Source organism: Lachnoclostridium phocaeense (genome assembly GCF_959599685.1).
Classification (GTDB): domain Bacteria; phylum Bacillota; class Clostridia; order Lachnospirales; family Lachnospiraceae; genus Claveliimonas; species Claveliimonas monacensis.
This window is the reverse complement of sequence record NZ_CAUGIN010000018.1, coordinates 17,419-33,840: the sequence shown is the minus strand read 5'-3', so window position 1 is coordinate 33,840 and position 16,422 is coordinate 17,419. Positions and strand designations below refer to the sequence as shown.

At 53.2% G+C, this 16,422-nt stretch carries 14 protein-coding genes; all 14 read right to left on the bottom strand.

The genetic code is table 11. The features are described 5' to 3' along the window. Positions 1–86: 86 nt before the first annotated feature. The 14 genes from glmM to Q5911_RS09460 all read right to left on the bottom strand — a co-directional run bounded on the left by glmM (position 87) and on the right by Q5911_RS09460 (position 16,422). Positions 87–1,436, bottom strand: a complete 1,350-nt coding sequence (gene glmM, locus Q5911_RS09525) for a phosphoglucosamine mutase (protein ID WP_033125173.1) — start codon at positions 1,434–1,436, stop codon at positions 87–89. 113 nt (positions 1,437–1,549) lie between these two features. Beyond that, on the bottom strand, positions 1,550–2,728 hold the full coding sequence (locus tag Q5911_RS09520) for a phosphoribosylaminoimidazolecarboxamide formyltransferase (protein WP_033125174.1): 1,179 nt from the start codon (positions 2,726–2,728) through the stop codon (positions 1,550–1,552). A 24-nt stretch (positions 2,729–2,752) separates the two neighbouring features. After that, positions 2,753–3,466: an IMP cyclohydrolase gene (locus tag Q5911_RS09515; RefSeq protein WP_226395635.1), complete on the bottom strand. Its 714-nt coding sequence runs from the start codon at positions 3,464–3,466 to the stop codon at positions 2,753–2,755. Between the two features lie 173 nt (positions 3,467–3,639). Next, positions 3,640–3,876, bottom strand: a complete 237-nt coding sequence (locus Q5911_RS09510; RefSeq protein ID WP_033125176.1) for an HPr family phosphocarrier protein — start codon at positions 3,874–3,876, stop codon at positions 3,640–3,642. A gap of 148 nt (positions 3,877–4,024) precedes the next feature. Further along, the gene (locus tag Q5911_RS09505) at positions 4,025–5,548 is read right to left on the bottom strand and encodes a response regulator (protein ID WP_303182525.1); all 1,524 of its coding nucleotides are present in this window, start codon (positions 5,546–5,548) and stop codon (positions 4,025–4,027) included. Continuing rightward, the gene (locus tag Q5911_RS09500) at positions 5,508–7,256 is read right to left on the bottom strand and encodes a sensor histidine kinase (RefSeq protein WP_303182524.1); all 1,749 of its coding nucleotides are present in this window, start codon (positions 7,254–7,256) and stop codon (positions 5,508–5,510) included. The genes Q5911_RS09505 and Q5911_RS09500 overlap by 41 nt, the downstream gene beginning before the upstream one ends. Continuing rightward, positions 7,257–7,988, bottom strand: a complete 732-nt coding sequence (locus Q5911_RS09495) for an amino acid kinase family protein (RefSeq protein ID WP_033125178.1) — start codon at positions 7,986–7,988, stop codon at positions 7,257–7,259. It abuts the gene before it with no gap. Between the two features lie 17 nt (positions 7,989–8,005). Next, positions 8,006–8,509 (bottom strand): transcription elongation factor GreA, encoded by a 504-nt coding sequence (gene greA, locus Q5911_RS09490; RefSeq protein WP_303182523.1) that lies wholly within the window; start codon positions 8,507–8,509, stop codon positions 8,006–8,008. Positions 8,510–8,582: 73 nt separating this feature from the next. Beyond that, a complete protein-coding gene (locus Q5911_RS09485; protein ID WP_303182522.1) occupies positions 8,583–11,297 on the bottom strand; it encodes a translation factor GTPase family protein in 2,715 nt (904 codons plus the stop codon). A 19-nt stretch (positions 11,298–11,316) separates the two neighbouring features. Beyond that, complete coding sequence (locus tag Q5911_RS09480) at positions 11,317–11,802, bottom strand: hypothetical protein (RefSeq protein WP_303182521.1); 486 nt, start codon at positions 11,800–11,802, stop codon at positions 11,317–11,319. Next, positions 11,757–12,428, bottom strand: a complete 672-nt coding sequence (locus Q5911_RS09475) for an MFS transporter (RefSeq protein ID WP_303182520.1) — start codon at positions 12,426–12,428, stop codon at positions 11,757–11,759. Before Q5911_RS09475 ends, Q5911_RS09480 begins: the two co-directional genes overlap by 46 nt. Before the next feature lie 188 nt (positions 12,429–12,616). Continuing rightward, the gene (locus Q5911_RS09470) at positions 12,617–14,221 is read right to left on the bottom strand and encodes an amidohydrolase (protein WP_303182519.1); all 1,605 of its coding nucleotides are present in this window, start codon (positions 14,219–14,221) and stop codon (positions 12,617–12,619) included. Between the two features lie 154 nt (positions 14,222–14,375). Beyond that, positions 14,376–15,482 carry a PTS transporter subunit IIC gene (locus Q5911_RS09465; RefSeq protein WP_303182518.1) on the bottom strand — a complete coding sequence of 369 codons (1,107 nt, stop codon included), beginning with the start codon at positions 15,480–15,482 and terminating at the stop codon, positions 14,376–14,378. 145 nt (positions 15,483–15,627) lie between these two features. After that, entirely contained in the window at positions 15,628–16,422 is a 795-nt protein-coding gene (locus Q5911_RS09460; protein WP_303182517.1) for a hypothetical protein, read from the bottom strand.

Sequence of the window (16,422 nt, the reverse complement as noted above, 5' to 3'; positions counted from 1 at the left end):
TCACAGACGAAAATGCGCCACACAAAATGTGCGGCGCATCTTTTCTCATACGTATCTTTTCTTTTCGTGTTTTTCTCTTTCGGAGATCATGCCTCCACAGCCAGGTTTTCCGCATGCATCACATCCACAACCTGGTCCACATACTTCTCGCAGAGCTCATCTGTCTCTGCCTCCACCATGACGCGGATTACCGGCTCTGTACCGCTCTCGCGCACAAGAATCCGGCCGTCGTCTCCGAGAGCCTTCGTCACTTCCTCCACAGCTTTTACTACAGCCGGGTTCTCACGGGCTGTCTTCTTGTCAGTTACGCGGACATTCTTGAGAAGCTGAGGATAGATCTTAACCTCCTCTGTCAGCTTGGCAAGACTCATCTTCTTCTCCAGCATGACTTCCATAACCATAAGAGAAGTAAGAATGCCATCTCCGGTTGTGGCATGTTTGCTGAAAATGATATGTCCTGACTGCTCTCCGCCCAGAGAGAAGTTGTTCTTTACCATATTTTCGTATACGTATTTGTCTCCCACAGCCGTCTTCTCATACTTCAGTCCCGCCTTGTCGCAGGCCTTGTAAAGACCCAGATTGGACATAATGGTGGTGACAATAGTATCCCCGTTGAGCCGGCCGTTTTCTTTCATGTATTTTCCGCAGATGTAAAGGATCAGATCCCCGTTCACCTCGTTGCCGTTCTCATCCACAGCAATGCAGCGGTCCGCATCGCCGTCAAAGGCAAAGGCCACATCCAGGCCATTGTCCTTCACATATTTTTTCAGCACATCTATATGGGTGGAACCGCAGTTCAGATTGATATTCAGACCATTTGGCTCATTGTTGATCACATAGGTCTTGGCGCCCAGCGCATCATACACGCTCTTGGCAATCATAAACGCACTTCCGTTGGAACAGTCCAGTCCTACCTTGATCCCCTCAAAAGACCGGGTGGCAAGAGAAATAAGATAGCCTACATAGCGGTTTCTTCCGGCCACGTAGTCTGTCGTGCGGCCGATCTGATCTCTCTTTGCCAGGGGCAGTTCTCCTATCTCCCCGTCGATGTACGCCTCGATCTTCTCCTCTACTTCAGCCTCCAGCTTATGTCCTTTCCCGTTGATCACCTTGATCCCATTGTCGTAAAACGGGTTGTGGCTGGCGGAGATCATAATCCCGCAGTCAAAATTCTCTGTCCTTGTCACGTAGGACACACTGGGAGTAGTGGTCACATGGAGAAGGAATGCGTCCGCACCTGAAGCAGTCAGTCCTGCTGCCAGCGCATACTCAAACATGTAGCTGCTGCGCCTTGTGTCTTTTCCAATGACAACTCTGGCCTTGTGATCCTGGCCATAGTACCATCCCAGGAAACGCCCCACCTTGAAGGCATGCTCCACAGTCAGGACTTCATTGGCTTCTCCGCGGAAACCGTCTGTTCCAAAATATTTTCCCATTTGAATTATCTCCTTATCACAGCTAAAATTTTGGCCGATTGTCCGTTTTTTTTGCACAATCGGCCATTCCCTCGTATATTATACTGCGTTTTCTTCAAATATACAACTATTTTCTAGTGATGGAACAGGCGGATACCTGTGAAAGCCATCACCATGTCGTGGCTGTTGCACGCCTCGATGACATTGTCATCCCGGACAGAACCACCCGGCTGAGCCACATACTTCACGCCGCTCTTGTAAGCCCTCTCAATGTTGTCGCCAAATGGGAAGAAAGCGTCGGAGCCGAGAGCCACGTCTGTCATCTTGTCAAGCCACTCCCGTTTCTCCTCCCTTGTGAACACTTCCGGCTTCACCTTGAAGGTCTGCTGCCACTTTCCTTCTTCCAGCACGTCCATGTACTCGTCGCCGATGTACAGGTCGATGGCATTGTCCCTGTCGGCCCGGCCAATCTTATCCAGGAACTGCAGGTTCATAACCTTCGGGGACTGGCGCAGCCACCAGTTGTCCGCCTTCTGTCCGGCCAGCCTTGTACAGTGGATGCGGGACTGCTGTCCTGCCCCGATGCCGATGGCCTGTCCGTCTTTCACGTAGCAGACGGAGTTGGACTGGGTGTATTTCAGCGTGATCATGGCAATGGCAAGGTCGATCTTCGCCTCTTTTGTCATCTCCTTGTTCTCTGTCACAATGTTGTCGAAGAAGTCATCCCCGATGTGGAGCTCATTTCTGCCCTGCTCAAAGGTGACGCCGTACACTTCCTTGTGCTCCAGGGCCGCCGGCACGTAGTCCGGATCGATCTGGATCACATTGTAGTTGCCTTTTTTCTTCTGCTTTAAGATCTCCAGCGCCTCGGGCTCGTATCCCGGGGCAATGACGCCGTCAGACACTTCCCGCTTGATCAGACGGGCTGTATCCACGTCGCAGACATCGGAGAGGGAGATAAAATCTCCGAAAGAGGACATTCTGTCCGCGCCTCTGGCTCTGGCGTAGGCACAGGCAAGGGGAGAGAGTTCTCCCAAGTCATCCACCCAGTAGATCTTTGCCAGGGTGTCTGAGAGAGGCAGTCCCACAGCCGCACCTGCCGGTGAAACGTGCTTGAAGGATGTTGCCGCCGGAAGGCCGGTAGCCTCCTTTAACTCTTTCACAAGCTGCCAGCCGTTAAAGGCGTCAAGGAAATTAATATATCCCGGCTTCCCGTTCAGCACGGTGATGGGAAGCTCGCTTCCGTCCGCCATGTATATTCTGGACGGCTTCTGGTTTGGGTTACATCCGTATTTCAGTTCCAGTTCCTTCATTTCTTATCCCTCCGCATATCGTATTTATTTATTCTTGTTGATGATCACTGACTCATATTTCCCTGTGGCAATGTCAATGTAACGCACGAACAGGGATACTTTGTTGTCCTCATTGAGGCTGCTCCACAGCGTATCTGCGAAGGCGTTCATATCGTCCGGGATGGCGATGCGCTTGGGCTCTCCCTCAAAGCTCGGAAGGGGATTGCCGTCGTGCATGTATGTGTGGATGAAATGTCCCTCTCCGGGCACTGCATTCTCGTAGGCAAATGTATAGCGGCAGCAGCTTCCCGGATCACCGTTTCTGCTCTTCAGGATGGACATGGCGTAGTTGAATTTTCCGCCTTCCACATGCATGATACCGGAAATACGGGGCGTATAGTTGGGAGCGTCGGGCTCAAACTCCCGACTTCTCAGGGCCTGCTCAAAGGTCATCTGCCTGTCCATTCCTTCGTAGATGGTATCTGTCTGGTCTCCGTTTGTAACAATGGTCTTGTTTCCCAGGACCCGCACAGGAGCGTAGATAATAAGGCTTGGATCTGTCAGCTTTGACTCGTCAAAGGCCTGGGTACGGATCCCCTCTCCGTCCTCCACAAAGACACGGTTCCGACTGTTCTCACTTCTCCCCATGATGAAGTATGCCGTGACAGCCTTTGCGCCGTCGGCGCTTCTACCGATGATGATGCCTCTTCCCGGATAAGAATTTTCCTGTAATTCTTTTTCAATTGACAACATTTCCATGAATCATTCTCCTCTTTATCTGGTATTTGCTGTTTTCCAACTTTCTCCATTATATAAGATATACGAATATTTTTCCAGCATTAATCAGTATTAATTATAATTGATTGCTCCGGACAACAAATTCTATAAAACAGAACAGGGAACAGCCTTCTGCTGCTCCCTCATGTTCTTTCTTATGCTATTACGTACCGGCTGATCGCCTTTACCACATCGTCACAATTGTCATCGGAATAAATACACAGCTCCAGAACATTTTCCAGTCCGAGAGCCAGTATTCCAAGCAGTGATTTTGCGTCAACAATTTTTCTGCTGCTCTTCTTCAGATCCATGTTGTATTCATATTTTGAAACAACATTCGTAAAATCCATCACTTCCTGAGGTGTTCTGAATTGTACTTTTACCTGATTCATACATCTTCTCCTTTCCAAAAATTTTCTTAAAACTATATATTCCTTTTTGTCTGCCTTTGTTCTGGGTCAGCATCTATCATATATGATTATTGCCCGGAAGGCAGGCGTATATTTTTTAGAAAGGAGTAATTTTTTAATCTTTTTTTGTCTAAAGATGCATTTTTCTGTATTCCAGCGGCAGCATTCCTACCTCTTCCCGGAAAATACGGCTCATGTATTTCGGATCCGAGTAGCCGGCGGCATCTGCGATCTGCCCAAGCTTCATATTTGTGCTGACAAGAAGTTCCTTGATCCGTTCCATTCGAACATTTTTTATGATCTCGGTAAATGTGTTCCCCGTCTCCTTTTTCAGCCGGGTGCTCAGATATTCGTCAGAGACTCCCAGCTTTGACGCAATCTCCTCCAGTGTAATCCCCTGGCTGTAGTATTCCAGAATCATCTTTCTGGCTTTCCGCACAAGCAGGCTTTCTTCTTCCATCTTCCCTCCTATATTCTCTTCCAGCATATCCAGCAGCCTGTCGAAAATCTCCCGGATCTGATCCCACGTCACCGCCTCCAGGATCTGTTCCATTCTGCGCGACATTTCCGCCGCGTCGGGGACTCTGCGCCCGTACTCCTCCGCTGTATGACAGATGGTATTGAAATACCGGAAACATCCTTCCTTGACCTCCCGCGGCCGGAACCGCCCTTTCCTGCAGTATCCAAGAAAATTACGGACGCATCGCCTCAGTTCCCCGTCGTTTTGCAGTACCGCCTGCTTTGTCATGGTCTCTGTCTCCAGGGGATACTTGAATATCTGCACATCTGCGTCCCTCTCCTCATATACAATAAGCTTTCCTGTCCCCTCGGCCAGGCTGTAGTCCAGCACCCCGCAGAGCTTTACGGCAGTCTCGTGAAACTCCTTCAATCCGCCGCACCACGCCAGTGCCATGACCACCTTCCCCCCTGTCAGACCGGAGAGCATAGGCGCTGCTGCCTTTCTCAGATACTCCGTCGCTTTTTCTCTGTCCTGTACCCGGTAGAGAGCAGCCAGCACAAGCTGCCTTTTTTCCCTTGCCAGCGTACACAGCGAAAAGTATCCGCTTCTCTCCCCCAGCGGCGTCAGCGCACGGCCCACTTCCTCTTCATACTTTCCATACTCTCCTCCAAGCCAGATGATAAAGATGCCGATAAGTCCGTCGGCCAGAAGGCCGTACTCTTCCTCCAGCTTCTTTTTTACGTACGGATCCATTTCTTCTGTCCCTGTCAGCGCGGACAGAAATGCTTTCTTTGGTGTGTATCTGACCTTCTCGTCTTCCTCCTGCCGGATGTGTTTCTCCGCCAGACTCAGCACTGCTTTCAGTTCCTTTACTTTTACCGGCTTCAGCAGATAGCTCTCCACGCCAAGCTCTATAGCCGTCCGGGCATAGTCAAAATCCGAATACGCTGAAAGTACCACGGCCCGGCATACATTGCCCTCATCCCGCAGTGTCCTTAGCATGGTCAGACCGTCCATGCCAGTCATGCGGATGTCCAGTATCACCAGATCCGGCTGCTGTTCCCGGATAACAGCAAGTCCTTCCATCCCGTCGGAAGCCGTTCCCGCCACCTCATAGTCCGGACTGATCTTTGGCAGCAGACCCGCCAGCCCATTACGGATGGCCGCCTCGTCTTCCACGATCACGATCTTCATATGTATCACCCTCTCCTTCTGGTATAGGAACATAAATGTGAACACTGGCAGACTCTCCCTGCCTGCTTTCAAAATGCAGATATGCCTGCTCAGAGTAATACAGCCGCAGACGTTTCCTTACATTCTCCACACCTACATGTCCGCTCCACGTCTGTGTCCCGTCATTCAGCCTGTCAAGCGTCTCCTCATCCATGCCCCGACCGTTATCCTCCAGCAGGATATGCAGAAATCCATCCTCGCAGGTCATGCGAATGTACAGACAGCACTCTCCTTCCTTCCCCCGAAATCCGTAGCGGATGCTGTTTTCCACAAATGGCTGCAGGAGAAGCTTGTGAATCCTCATATTCTGTATTCTCTCTGATGCCTCCACTTTGATCTTGATCTCTTTTCCCAGCTTTTCCTGCTGCAGAAGCACATACTGTTCCAGCCAGTACAGTTCGCTGCGGATGGACGACTCCTCTCCCGCGTTGATAACAGAATACCGGAGGATATCTGCCAGCGCCCCTACCATCTCGCTGATCTCCATCTCATTTTTCTCAATGGCTTTCCAGTTGATGGTATCCAGCGTATTGTAGAGAAAATGGGGATCTATCTGGGCTTCCAGCGCCTGCAGCTCTGCATTTTTCTGTTCCTCCGCAGACTGTTTAAGCTGTACAATCAGCCTTCCCGTCTGTTCAGCCATATCATTAAAGCCTTCCGCAATACGGTTCAGCTCATAAGGACTTTTCGGATTTTCCTCTACCCGCACAGAAAAGTCCCCCTCTCTGGCCGCTGCCATGGCTCCCGCAATATTTCTGACAGAGCGAACCAAAGGCACACTCATAAGATATGCCATCACCGCCAGGATCACCATAACCGCAACAGCTATGAGAACTTCAAAGGCAAGCTGGCTGAACAGAGTATAGTGGTACATCTCAAGAGAGTAAAGCTCTGTGATCTTCCACCCGGTATCCTCCTGGATCATGCTCTGCACATAGTAGTCTCCCCGGGAAAGCTCTTCCGGCTTCCCTCCTATATCGCCAGGATCTGTTGCGCTTATGACTATATCCCCGTCGCTGATAAAGCTCCGGATTCCGTCTTCACCGGCAAGTGTGTTCCTCAGCACTTTCTCGTCCAGCCAGACCACAAGGGTGTCTTCCCTTTCTCCATCTACAGGAGACACAATACGGCAGAAAACACCAAAGATATGAATACTCCCTGTGCCAGTCTGTATCTCATCCGGCACCGGACAGCAGAAAGAGAAGTCTGTTTCCTCCTTCCAGCCCTCACAGGCCGCCATAGCTTCCTCCATCCATCCACCCTCCGGTCCGGACGCCGCCGACACATCGTAGTAAAATGAATCCCCGTTTTCAAGGACAAGTGTCATTCCTGCAGCTTCCGTGCTCTGCCGGCAGATTCTCCCCAGCAGCTCTTCCACTTCCCCTCTGCTTTCCGCCTCCGGCTCCTGCCCCTCCAGCACTTTCTGCACAGCCAGGCAGAACTTTTCGTCCGTCCCTGCCGCGGCAAGCGCATCTCTGTATCTGTCCAGTGTAATATTCAGCAGCTTCTCCGTCTGATCCAGATCACTGTCCACCTGATCCTGGTAGCGGTCTATCAGGATACTCCGCAGACTGACCAGGGCCAGAATAGAGAAAAGAAAAAGAGGAACTGCCGCCAGGAGCAGTATGATCGGCAGCAGCTTCCTCTGAAAGCTTCTTTCTTTTTTCATTTATTCATCCTTCTCATGTGCATACAGACGGCTCTCATCCCGGATCATCACCGTGCCCACTCCGGCCACGCTGAAGAACTCCAGAAGGAGGGCATGCTCCATCCTGCCATCCAGAAGATTGACGCGGTTCACGCCTCTCTCAATGGCAGTCAGTCCTCTCTCTACCCGGGATCTCACTCCCTCTGTCACTTTTCCCTGCTGCAACATCTCCTGCACCTGGGCAACCGTAAGGCGGCTGTACACTTCCGTCCTGGCCTCATCCTTCCAGATCCCTCTGTGGGAGGAGAGATAGACCAGCTTGTCCGCCTTCAGGCCCACCGCCGCGTCCAGGGCCGCGTCAATAGGGTTGATCTCCACATTTTCCGTGTCAATGTCATTGGGCATGATGACCGGAATATAACCGTTGTCCAGCATGATGGCAGGCGTCTCCATGTCCATGCCGCAGATCCCCACCGCCTTGGTGCCGCACAGCTCCAAAAGCTTGGCGATCCTTTTGTTCTCCCGGAACTTATCCACGCCGATGGGGCAGCCGTGCACCACCACCGGTTTCATGCCCACTGTTTTCAGGAGCGCAATGTCCCGCATCAGCTCCTGCTCTCCCACCGGGCTCATGTATTTCCTGCAGCCGTACTCAATGACCGCCACCTGCCGGTTGAAATCCCTGATATAGGGGAGGGCGTCTGTCAGCACCTCCGCTTTTTTCTCTATCTGTTCCAGTATCATCCGATCCATCTTTCTCCTCCTCCGGATCAATATTTCCGTATGGCGTCCCCATCCTCCCCGTCTGTCTTCTCCACGGAGCGGATCACCACATAATAACCTGCATTGTCATTGACCTTCACATAGACTCTGTCCCCTGCCCGGTGTTTCATGATCGCCCTGCCGATGGGGGACTCTATGCTGATCTTCCCATTCAGGGAGCTTCCCCTGACAGATGTGACCAGCTTAAAGACTTCTGTCTCGTCGTCGTCCTCAAAATAAACTTCCACTTTCTTGTCAAGGCCTACCTCGTCGTCCGCCGCGTCATCTTTCACAATGCGGGCTGTCTTCAGCATCCTCTCAAGATAGCGGATGCGGCTCTCGTTCTGATTCTTATCCTTCTTGGCCGCATGGTACTCAAAATTCTCGCTCAGATCCCCGTGGGACCTGGCCTCCTTCACCGCCTCTATGGCATTCTTTCTCACAACCAGCTTTCTGTACTCGATCTCTTTCTCGATCTTCTCCACGTCCTGCCTGGTCAGCTGCTCTCTCACTTCGAAAAACATCCTTTCCGGACATGTAAGTCCATGTCCATTATAGCATAAATTTTCTGTCTGAAAAGGAGGATTACTCCTTCTTTTTCAGCTCCTTCAGCACCTCAGGAGACACATCCTCCAAAAGGTATCTCTTCATCTTCGGGGCGGGATCAAGATGCAGGGCGCGCAGCTCCTTTCGCGCCTCATGGATCTCCGTCAGAAGATCCCTGGCCGAGATGCGGCGGGCCCCCTGGCCCATGATGATGATCTGTTCCATCCCGTCAGAGGTGGCCACCGTTACCTGGTGCTCCCTGGCCATGTCGTGGACTGCCTTTTCAATGTACTGATCCGCCGTCTCCGCCTCACGGGTGTAGACCACATGAATGTTGTGGTATTTCTGCACCTCCCCGGGATTTCCGGGCACCTTGTAGGCGTCAAAGACGAGGATCAGCGTCATGCGCCTGTATCCCTGGTAGTCGCAGAGCACATCCATCAGTTTGTTCCTGGCCGCCTCAATATTATCCTTTGCCAGCTCTTTTAAGTCTTCCCAGGCGAAAATGATGTTGTATCCATCCACCAGCAGGTACTCCCTGCCCTGTTTCTTTGGCGTCCCTTTTGCCTTATATGTACTGTCCTGCGTGCGGACGGTCCTCTTCCATCCGGTCCGCTTCTGCCCTGCATTTCCATAGGTTTGCGCAAAAATAGCCTTCAGCTCCTCCTCGTCGATAACCTCCGAGTGGATGCGCCTCTTTCTCTCCTCTATCCCGGTCAGTATCTCTTCCTGCGGCTCTTCCTCCCCTGTCTCCATCCCTTCCACATGCATGTAGTCCTCCACTTGATACCAGGGCACCACGAACCCTGCACCGTGGGAACAGAACACAGAAGAAGAAGGGTTGTCCAGATCCGCCTCCGGATCATACAGGGACGCGCTGATGACCTCCTCCGGATTGTGGCAGGGCTCGTACCCCTGCAGCCGGCAGGAGAAACGTCCCCGCCCTCCGGTGTAGGACAGCACCTCCCGCATATATCCCTGCATGGTAGCCACAGGAGCGCTGCCTGTCAGCACCGCAGTCTCCTCCCCCACAAGGGGCGCGTCGAATCTTCCGTTCATCCTCTGGACATCGTTCATAGCCCTGCCGATCATCTCCTGGGGCACCTCGATCCGGTACTCGTACCAGGGCTCAAGAAGGACGGAGCGGGCTTTCATCAGCCCCTGGCGGACGGCCCGGTAGGTGGCCTGCCGGAAGTCCCCTCCCTCGGTGTGTTTCTGGTGGGCGCGCCCGGCAATGAGCGTGATCTTCATGTCCGTGATCTGCGCCCCGGTCAACACCCCTCTGTGCTGCTTCTCCTCCAGGTGGGTCAGGATCAGCCTCTGCCAGTTGACATCCAGCATGTCCCGGCTGCAGGAAACGTCAAACTCCAGACCGCTTCCCCTCTCCCCCGGCTCCAGCAGAAGATGTACCTCCGCATAGTGGCGCAGGGGTTCGAAGTGGCCCACTCCCTCCACACTGTCCTCTATGGTTTCCTTGTACACGATGCTGCCTTCGTCAAAGGAGACCTCCGCTCCAAAGCGCTCCCGGATCAGGGACTTAAGGACATCGATCTGCACTTCCCCCATGATCTGGGTGTGGATCTCTTTTGTCTCTTCCCTCCACACAATGTGGAGCTCCGGTATCTCCTCCTCCAGCGTCTTCAGCTTCAGATACAGGCCGTGCACGTCGCAGGCACCCGGCGGCTGCATCCGGTAGGTCAGGACCGGCTCCAGCACCGGCAGGACGGAGGCTGTCTCACATCCCATCCCCTGACCGGAGTAGGTTCCCTCCAGCCCGGTGACAGCGCAGACCATGCCGGCGCCGGCCTCCTGCACCGTCTGAAAACTGTTCCCGGCGTAGATCCGGATCTGATCGATCTTCTGTCCCGTCACCCGCTGGCCGGCAGCCCCCTCTTCACCGGGATCCGCCATGTAGGCGTCCATATTCATTTTCACCCGCAGGCATCCCCCTGTCACTTTCAGGTGGGTCAGCCGCTGACCGGAGGCATCTCTTGTGATCTTGTACACTCTGGCCCCGAACGCTGACTGGCACCCGGGGTACTCCATATACATTCCCAGGCCTTCCAGGAACGCCTCCACTCCCTCCATTTTCAGAGCAGAGCCGAAGAAGCAGGGAAAAATCCGCCTCTCCCGGATCAGCCTGCGGATGCTCCCTCTATCCGGCGCCTTTCCCTCCAGGAAATGCTCCAGCAGCTCCTCATCGTGGAGGGCCATCCGCTCATCAAACTCTTCCGGATCCGAGAAATCCTCGCACTCGTCGGAGAGCCGCTTTTTCAGCTCCTCCATGAGCTTTTCCTCATCTGTCCCCTCCTGGTCCATCTTGTTGACAAACAGAAAGACCGGGATGTGATATCTCTCCAGCAGATGCCACAGTGTCTCCACATGTCCCTGGACGCCGTCCGCCCCGCTGATGACAAGGACCGCATAGTCCAGCACCTGCAGGGTCCGCTCCATCTCCGCCGAGAAATCCACATGGCCCGGGGTATCAAGAAGGGTCACCTTCTTATCCCCGATCACTGTCTCCGCCTGCTTGGAGAAAATAGTGATGCCCCTGTCCTTTTCCATCTGGTCCGTGTCCAGGAAAGCGTCCCGGTGATCCACCCGCCCCAGCCTGCGAATCTGGCCGGTGGTGTATAAGATTCCCTCCGCCAGCGTCGTCTTCCCCGCGTCCACGTGAGCCACAAGGCCCACACAGAGGTGTCCGGTGGTCTGCATTTCTGCGTTTTTTTCTATATTTTCAGACGTATTTTCCATGAAAATACCCCTTTCTGTACTAAGATAATGACTGTATTATCATAGCACAAAAAGGGACGTAAGTCGATAAAGCAATCTTTACTCTGCTTTTCCGCTTGGAATCCGCGGAGATCAGAGGCATCACCGTAGTGGCCGCCGCCTTGCCGGCTTTCATGGAGGCCTCTGACATGATGTAAGGGATGCCTGCTCCGTTGGCAAAGCCCACAAAGACGGAGCCAAGCAGCGTGCCGGTCCATCCGCCCAGAAGCGCCAGCAGCAGATATCCGATCAGAAAGCAAAGGGGCGCCAGGAACTTTGTCTTTCCTCCCAGCAGCCTCTTGGCCCGCACGAACAAAAGGCCGCCGCAGAAGGCGACAAAATCCATGCCTGCCATGATGACTGCAATGTATTTATACGGGATGATCCCCTCAGAGACGGTCTCCATCGCAAAATTAGCCGGGTAGATAAAAAAGGTGGACATCAGAAGGAACATAGCCAGGATGTACATGATATTGACCCGGAACACACCGACGCCTCCAGCAGTCTCCTTCCCCCCCTGTCCTCTTTCGCCTGTGTCTCCTGGGTGATCTTGTCATTAGGCAGATAGAAAAGGCACAAAACAATGCTGATCAGGCCCATCAGATACACCAGGAAGCTGACCCGCCAGCTGATGTTTGCCAGAAGGCCGGACAGTAGTGTGGCGATCACGCCGCCCATCTGGTTCATGGCAGAAGAGTAACCCATCAGTCCCACCTGCTTTTCCGGAGGGAAATAGTAAGAAAGAAGACCTGTGGACAGGGGCATGATGATCCCCACGCCAATCCCCACAAGCGCCCGCATGACGAGCACTGCGAAGATGTTGTCAAAAAGGCCTGACGCGCAGCCCCCTGCCGTATAGAGCAAAAGGCCCATAAGCACCAGTGTCTTGGCACTGAACACTTTGCACAGCTTCGGGAAGATAAAGTTGGTAATGACAATGAACAGGGCCGGCACGCTGATGATCATCTGTACAAAAAGCGGGTTTGTGTCAGAAAAATGTGCCTGAATGACCCGCAGCGCAGGAGCCACAGCCGCACCAGCCATGACCGTCAGCAGAGACAGGGACAGAATGCTCACTGTCAGAGTTTTTCCATGGTTCGTTTGATCAGACAAAAAAATCACTCCTTTATCAAATTTCAAAAAGCACAAAAAAAACGCAAGCCCTGTTTGGACTTACGCATTTTCCGCTACTCAACATACGTATATTAGCACTTTATTTTAAAAAAGTCAAATAGATTTTCAAATATTTTTCTCTCTCTGGGGCGGCCGGGGCCCACACATCCGAGCCCCATCAATGCCCATCAGCTCCGCTGATACACACATTTGCCGCCTTTATAAGTCTGGTCCACCTGCACCTGATCGATCTGTTCAGCCGGGATCTCCAGGATATCCCGGTCCAGGATCAGAAAATCCGCCTTGTAGCCTTCCCTCAGCTGTCCCAGCCTGTCAAATCCCGCCATCTGGGCAGCCTCTTTTGTGTATAGGATAATAGCCGTCTCTATGTCCACGGTCTGCTCCTGTCCGCAGTCTGTCCCGTCCCAGGCCCGGCGGGTCACTGCTCCCTTGAGGTTGGGGAAAGGATCCGAGGGAACTGCCCAGGATGTGGCCGGCGCGTCTGTAGAGAAGCAGAGCTTCACCTGGCTGTCCAGCAGGTCACGCACCGGATAGCACCGCTTCATCCATGCCGGTCCCAGATTGTTCAGATAGCTCTCGATCTCCGCATACAGGAAAATGGGCTGGGTCACAAAACCAATGCCTTTCCGGGCCGCCTTCCGCACACTGTCCGCAGACGGATCTGTAATGTGCTCTACCCGCACATAAGGCTCTGGCCCGTCATTCCACTTTTCCTCTTTGGCTGCCCGGTCCACGACCCGCTCAATGGCTCTGCCGCCCATAGCATGCATGGAAAGCTGACAGCGATTCTCCTTGCAGAACCGGATAGCAGTCTCCATCTGCCTGTCGCTGCACACGGAGATCCCGCAGGAATCCGTCCCCAGATAGGACTCTGCCATCCAGGCAGTGCGCCCCGAGACACTGCCATCCCCTATGAGCTTAAGCCCGCAGACAAAAATCTGCTGCCTCCTGTCAAACCGTTCCCTGGGGATCGAAAAGTCCGGATCATCCATAAAGAAGTCCCACATATAGTACACGCCCACTTCCTGGAGAAATCCTTTTTCGGCCGCCTCCTGGTAAAGCGGATAATTGTCCCCGCTGTCCAGGTTGCCCATATCCGTCACCGCCACAATGCCCTGGGAAGTGAGAAGCCTGCCAAGCTCTGTCAGATTCTCCACTTTCTCCTGCCTATCGGACACAGGCATAAAGGGGAGCACGAGATTTCTGGCATTTTCCTTCAGCACACCTGTGGGCTCTCCATTTTCGTCCCTCTCGATCTCTCCTCCGTCCGGGTCCGGCGTATTGCGGTCTATTCCAGCCAGCTCCAGCGCCCGACTGTTCACGCAGCGGATATGTCCGCATGTGCGGATCACGGACACCGGGGCATCGCTGCATCCTCTGTCCAGATCCCAGCGGGTAATGGATCGCCGCTCTGCAAATTTCCCTTCATCGTATCCCCAGCCCTGGATCCATTTGTCAGGCCCCTGTTCCTGTCTCTTTTCCCGGATCGCCTGCACCAGCTCCTCTATGGAGTGGATCTTGGGCGGCAGGGCTGAGATCTGCCGGCTGAAATCCGCCAGCATGACAGGGTGCATATGGGCGTCCACAAATCCGGGGATCACCCGGCGTCCTCCAAGGTCTACCCGGCCGCATCCCGCCGGAGCCATCTCTTCCACTTCTTCTGCCGTCCCGACTTTGCGGATCAGTCCATCCTCCACAAACATGGCTTCCCCGTAGAGATTGTCCTTATCTGCTGTAAAAATCTTTCCGTTTTCATAGATACAACTGTCCATGAACCTGCTACACCTCCAACCTGAAGCACCATTGCCGCATTTTGAAATAACTATACTCTTTTCTTCTGCCGCCTGTCAATCTCTTCATGGCAAAGGGCGTTTCTGCTCAAAGCCGAAACGCCCTGTTTTCTCTCTGCTTTTATCAACACAAAACCTATGACAGTGTCAGATCGCCGTCTTTTACCCAGCCCATGCGCCGGCACACCTGGTTGATGGCCGGGGCCAGTATGGCCGGAAGCACAAAGGAAATCAGGATCAGTCCCAACCAGTCGAAGGCAGAGGGCGCCATGGCGACTGCTCCGTTGGCGACTGCTGCGTCACTTGGCGCGATCCAGCCAGTCCACACACCCAGCTGTCCGCACAGGCCGCAGGTTCCCATACCGGAATTGATGGCATCTCCGTTCATCTGTAGTTTAAAGATGCAGGTGGCAATAGGGCCGGTAATCGCTGCGGTCACGGTTGGCGCGATCCAGATCCGTGGATTTTTGACAATGTTGGGCATCTGCAGCATGGATGTGCCGAGCCCCTGGCTCACCAGGCCGCCCCATCTGTTTTCCTTAAAGCTCATAACCGCAAAGCCCACCATCTGGGCACAGCAGCCCGCCACAGCGGCCCCGCCTGCAAGCCCGGTCAGTCCCAGGACAGAGCAGATAGCCGCAGAGGAGATGGGCAGTGTCAGCGCCACACCCACAAGCACAGACACCACGACCCCCATCAGGAAAGGCTGCAGCTCCGTTGCCTGCATGATGAGCTGCCCAAAAGCACTGGCAGCAAGGCCAATGGGCGGTGCGATGACCCAGGCCGCACCAATGCCCACCAGAGTTGTGACAATGGGCGTCACCAGAATATCAATCTTTGTCTCTTTGCTGACCGCCTTTCCCACCTCTGCGGCGATAATAGCCACAAACAGTACTGCAAGAGGTCCGCCTGCCTGTCCAAGGGCATTGCAGGCATATCCCACTGTAGCCAGAGAGAACAGCACCAGGGGCGGCGCCTGGAGGGCATACCCGATTGCCACCGCCATGGCCGCGCCGCTCATGAAGGAGGCCATACCGCCAATGGTGTAGCCCACACCGTTGATGGTGATGATCTGGGCAGTCAGAAATCCGATGTGGAACTGGCTTCCGATGGTGTTCAGGATCGTGCCGATCAGCAGTGAGCAGAACAATCCCTGGGCCATGGCGCCCAGGGCATCTATCCCGTACCGCTTAGCCGAGATAACGATATTTTTCCGTTTCAGAAAAGATTTTACTTTTTCCATAACAAACTCCCATTCCTTTAACAAAATATAGTGAATATACAAGTGTCAAGACACATGTATATTCAGTTTACCGCCATACGGAAAGTTTGTCAATCCTTTCCTCTCCTGTTTCCCAGCCTCTTTAATCGAAACCCATTTCACTTTTTCATATCAGATACTTCTCCGCAAGTCTTTTGACCATCCGCAGATCCAATACTGACTTCTCGGTTTCAAATGTTAGTATCAGCTGCTCTCCCGGATAGATCCCGTTTTGCTCGTACGCCTGTATTTTACGGACCGCCCGCTGGGCATATACCGGGTCATCCATCCTGCCGTCATGCTCCCAGTACACTTCCTGCCTTGTCTTTCTGGAAAGGAATGTAAAATCCGGATGTACGATACCAAAGCCTTTCAAGTGCAATGGCCGCTCATATTTATACAGTATGCCGCTTCGCCAGAAGTAATCAGCCAGCAGCTTTTCCGATTTGGAACGCACCCGCTCCCCTCGTTCCGTTAAGATCACTGGCACATCTTCCCGAAATTCTTTCTGCAGGTACTCTTCATTTATCCACGCTTCCAGACGCTGTTCCCACATCGGTTCCACCGGGCGGATCAGTTTTTGCCTCTCTTTGTGTTCATTCAGGAAAAGTCTTTCTATTTCATCATCTTCATAATCTTTTACCATTCTTTTTATCTGGGCCAGCCTTCTCCCGGCCAGCTTTGCCACTTTCTGATCATAAGATTTCTGCGCCAGCCTGCGGACCAGCTGCCCCTCTGTTTTCGAAAGATACTCGCCATTTTTCTGTTTTCCCGGCATGCAGCGGTAATACTGTACGGATTTCCCGCTTCGGGATAAACGCAGCGATCCATCCGGGGCATCTTTCATCCGCTCTTCTGTCTTTTTGAGGATTTGTTCCAGTCTGCTCTGCTCCTTCAGTAACATTTCTCTCAAACCAGCCAT

What these genes read in the sequence shown, in the direction of transcription:
- glmM (WP_033125173.1), bottom strand. Translation starts at nt 1,436, where the DNA reads ATGGGAAAATATTTTGGAACAGACGGTTTCCGCGGAGAAGCCAATGAA.
- Q5911_RS09520 (WP_033125174.1), bottom strand. Translation starts at nt 2,728, where the DNA reads ATGAAGGAACTGGAACTGAAATACGGATGTAACCCAAACCAGAAGCCG.
- Q5911_RS09515 (WP_226395635.1), bottom strand. Translation starts at nt 3,466, where the DNA reads ATGGAAATGTTGTCAATTGAAAAAGAATTACAGGAAAATTCTTATCCG.
- Q5911_RS09510 (WP_033125176.1), bottom strand. Translation starts at nt 3,876, where the DNA reads ATGAATCAGGTAAAAGTACAATTCAGAACACCTCAGGAAGTGATGGAT.
- Q5911_RS09505 (WP_303182525.1), bottom strand. Translation starts at nt 5,548, where the DNA reads ATGAAGATCGTGATCGTGGAAGACGAGGCGGCCATCCGTAATGGGCTG.
- Q5911_RS09500 (WP_303182524.1), bottom strand. Translation starts at nt 7,256, where the DNA reads ATGAAAAAAGAAAGAAGCTTTCAGAGGAAGCTGCTGCCGATCATACTG.
- Q5911_RS09495 (WP_033125178.1), bottom strand. Translation starts at nt 7,988, where the DNA reads ATGGATCGGATGATACTGGAACAGATAGAGAAAAAAGCGGAGGTGCTG.
- Q5911_RS09485 (WP_303182522.1), bottom strand. Translation starts at nt 11,297, where the DNA reads ATGGAAAATACGTCTGAAAATATAGAAAAAAACGCAGAAATGCAGACC.
- Q5911_RS09470 (WP_303182519.1), bottom strand. Translation starts at nt 14,221, where the DNA reads ATGGACAGTTGTATCTATGAAAACGGAAAGATTTTTACAGCAGATAAG.
- Q5911_RS09465 (WP_303182518.1), bottom strand. Translation starts at nt 15,482, where the DNA reads ATGGAAAAAGTAAAATCTTTTCTGAAACGGAAAAATATCGTTATCTCG.
- Q5911_RS09460 (WP_303182517.1), bottom strand. Translation starts at nt 16,422, where the DNA reads ATGGCTGGTTTGAGAGAAATGTTACTGAAGGAGCAGAGCAGACTGGAA.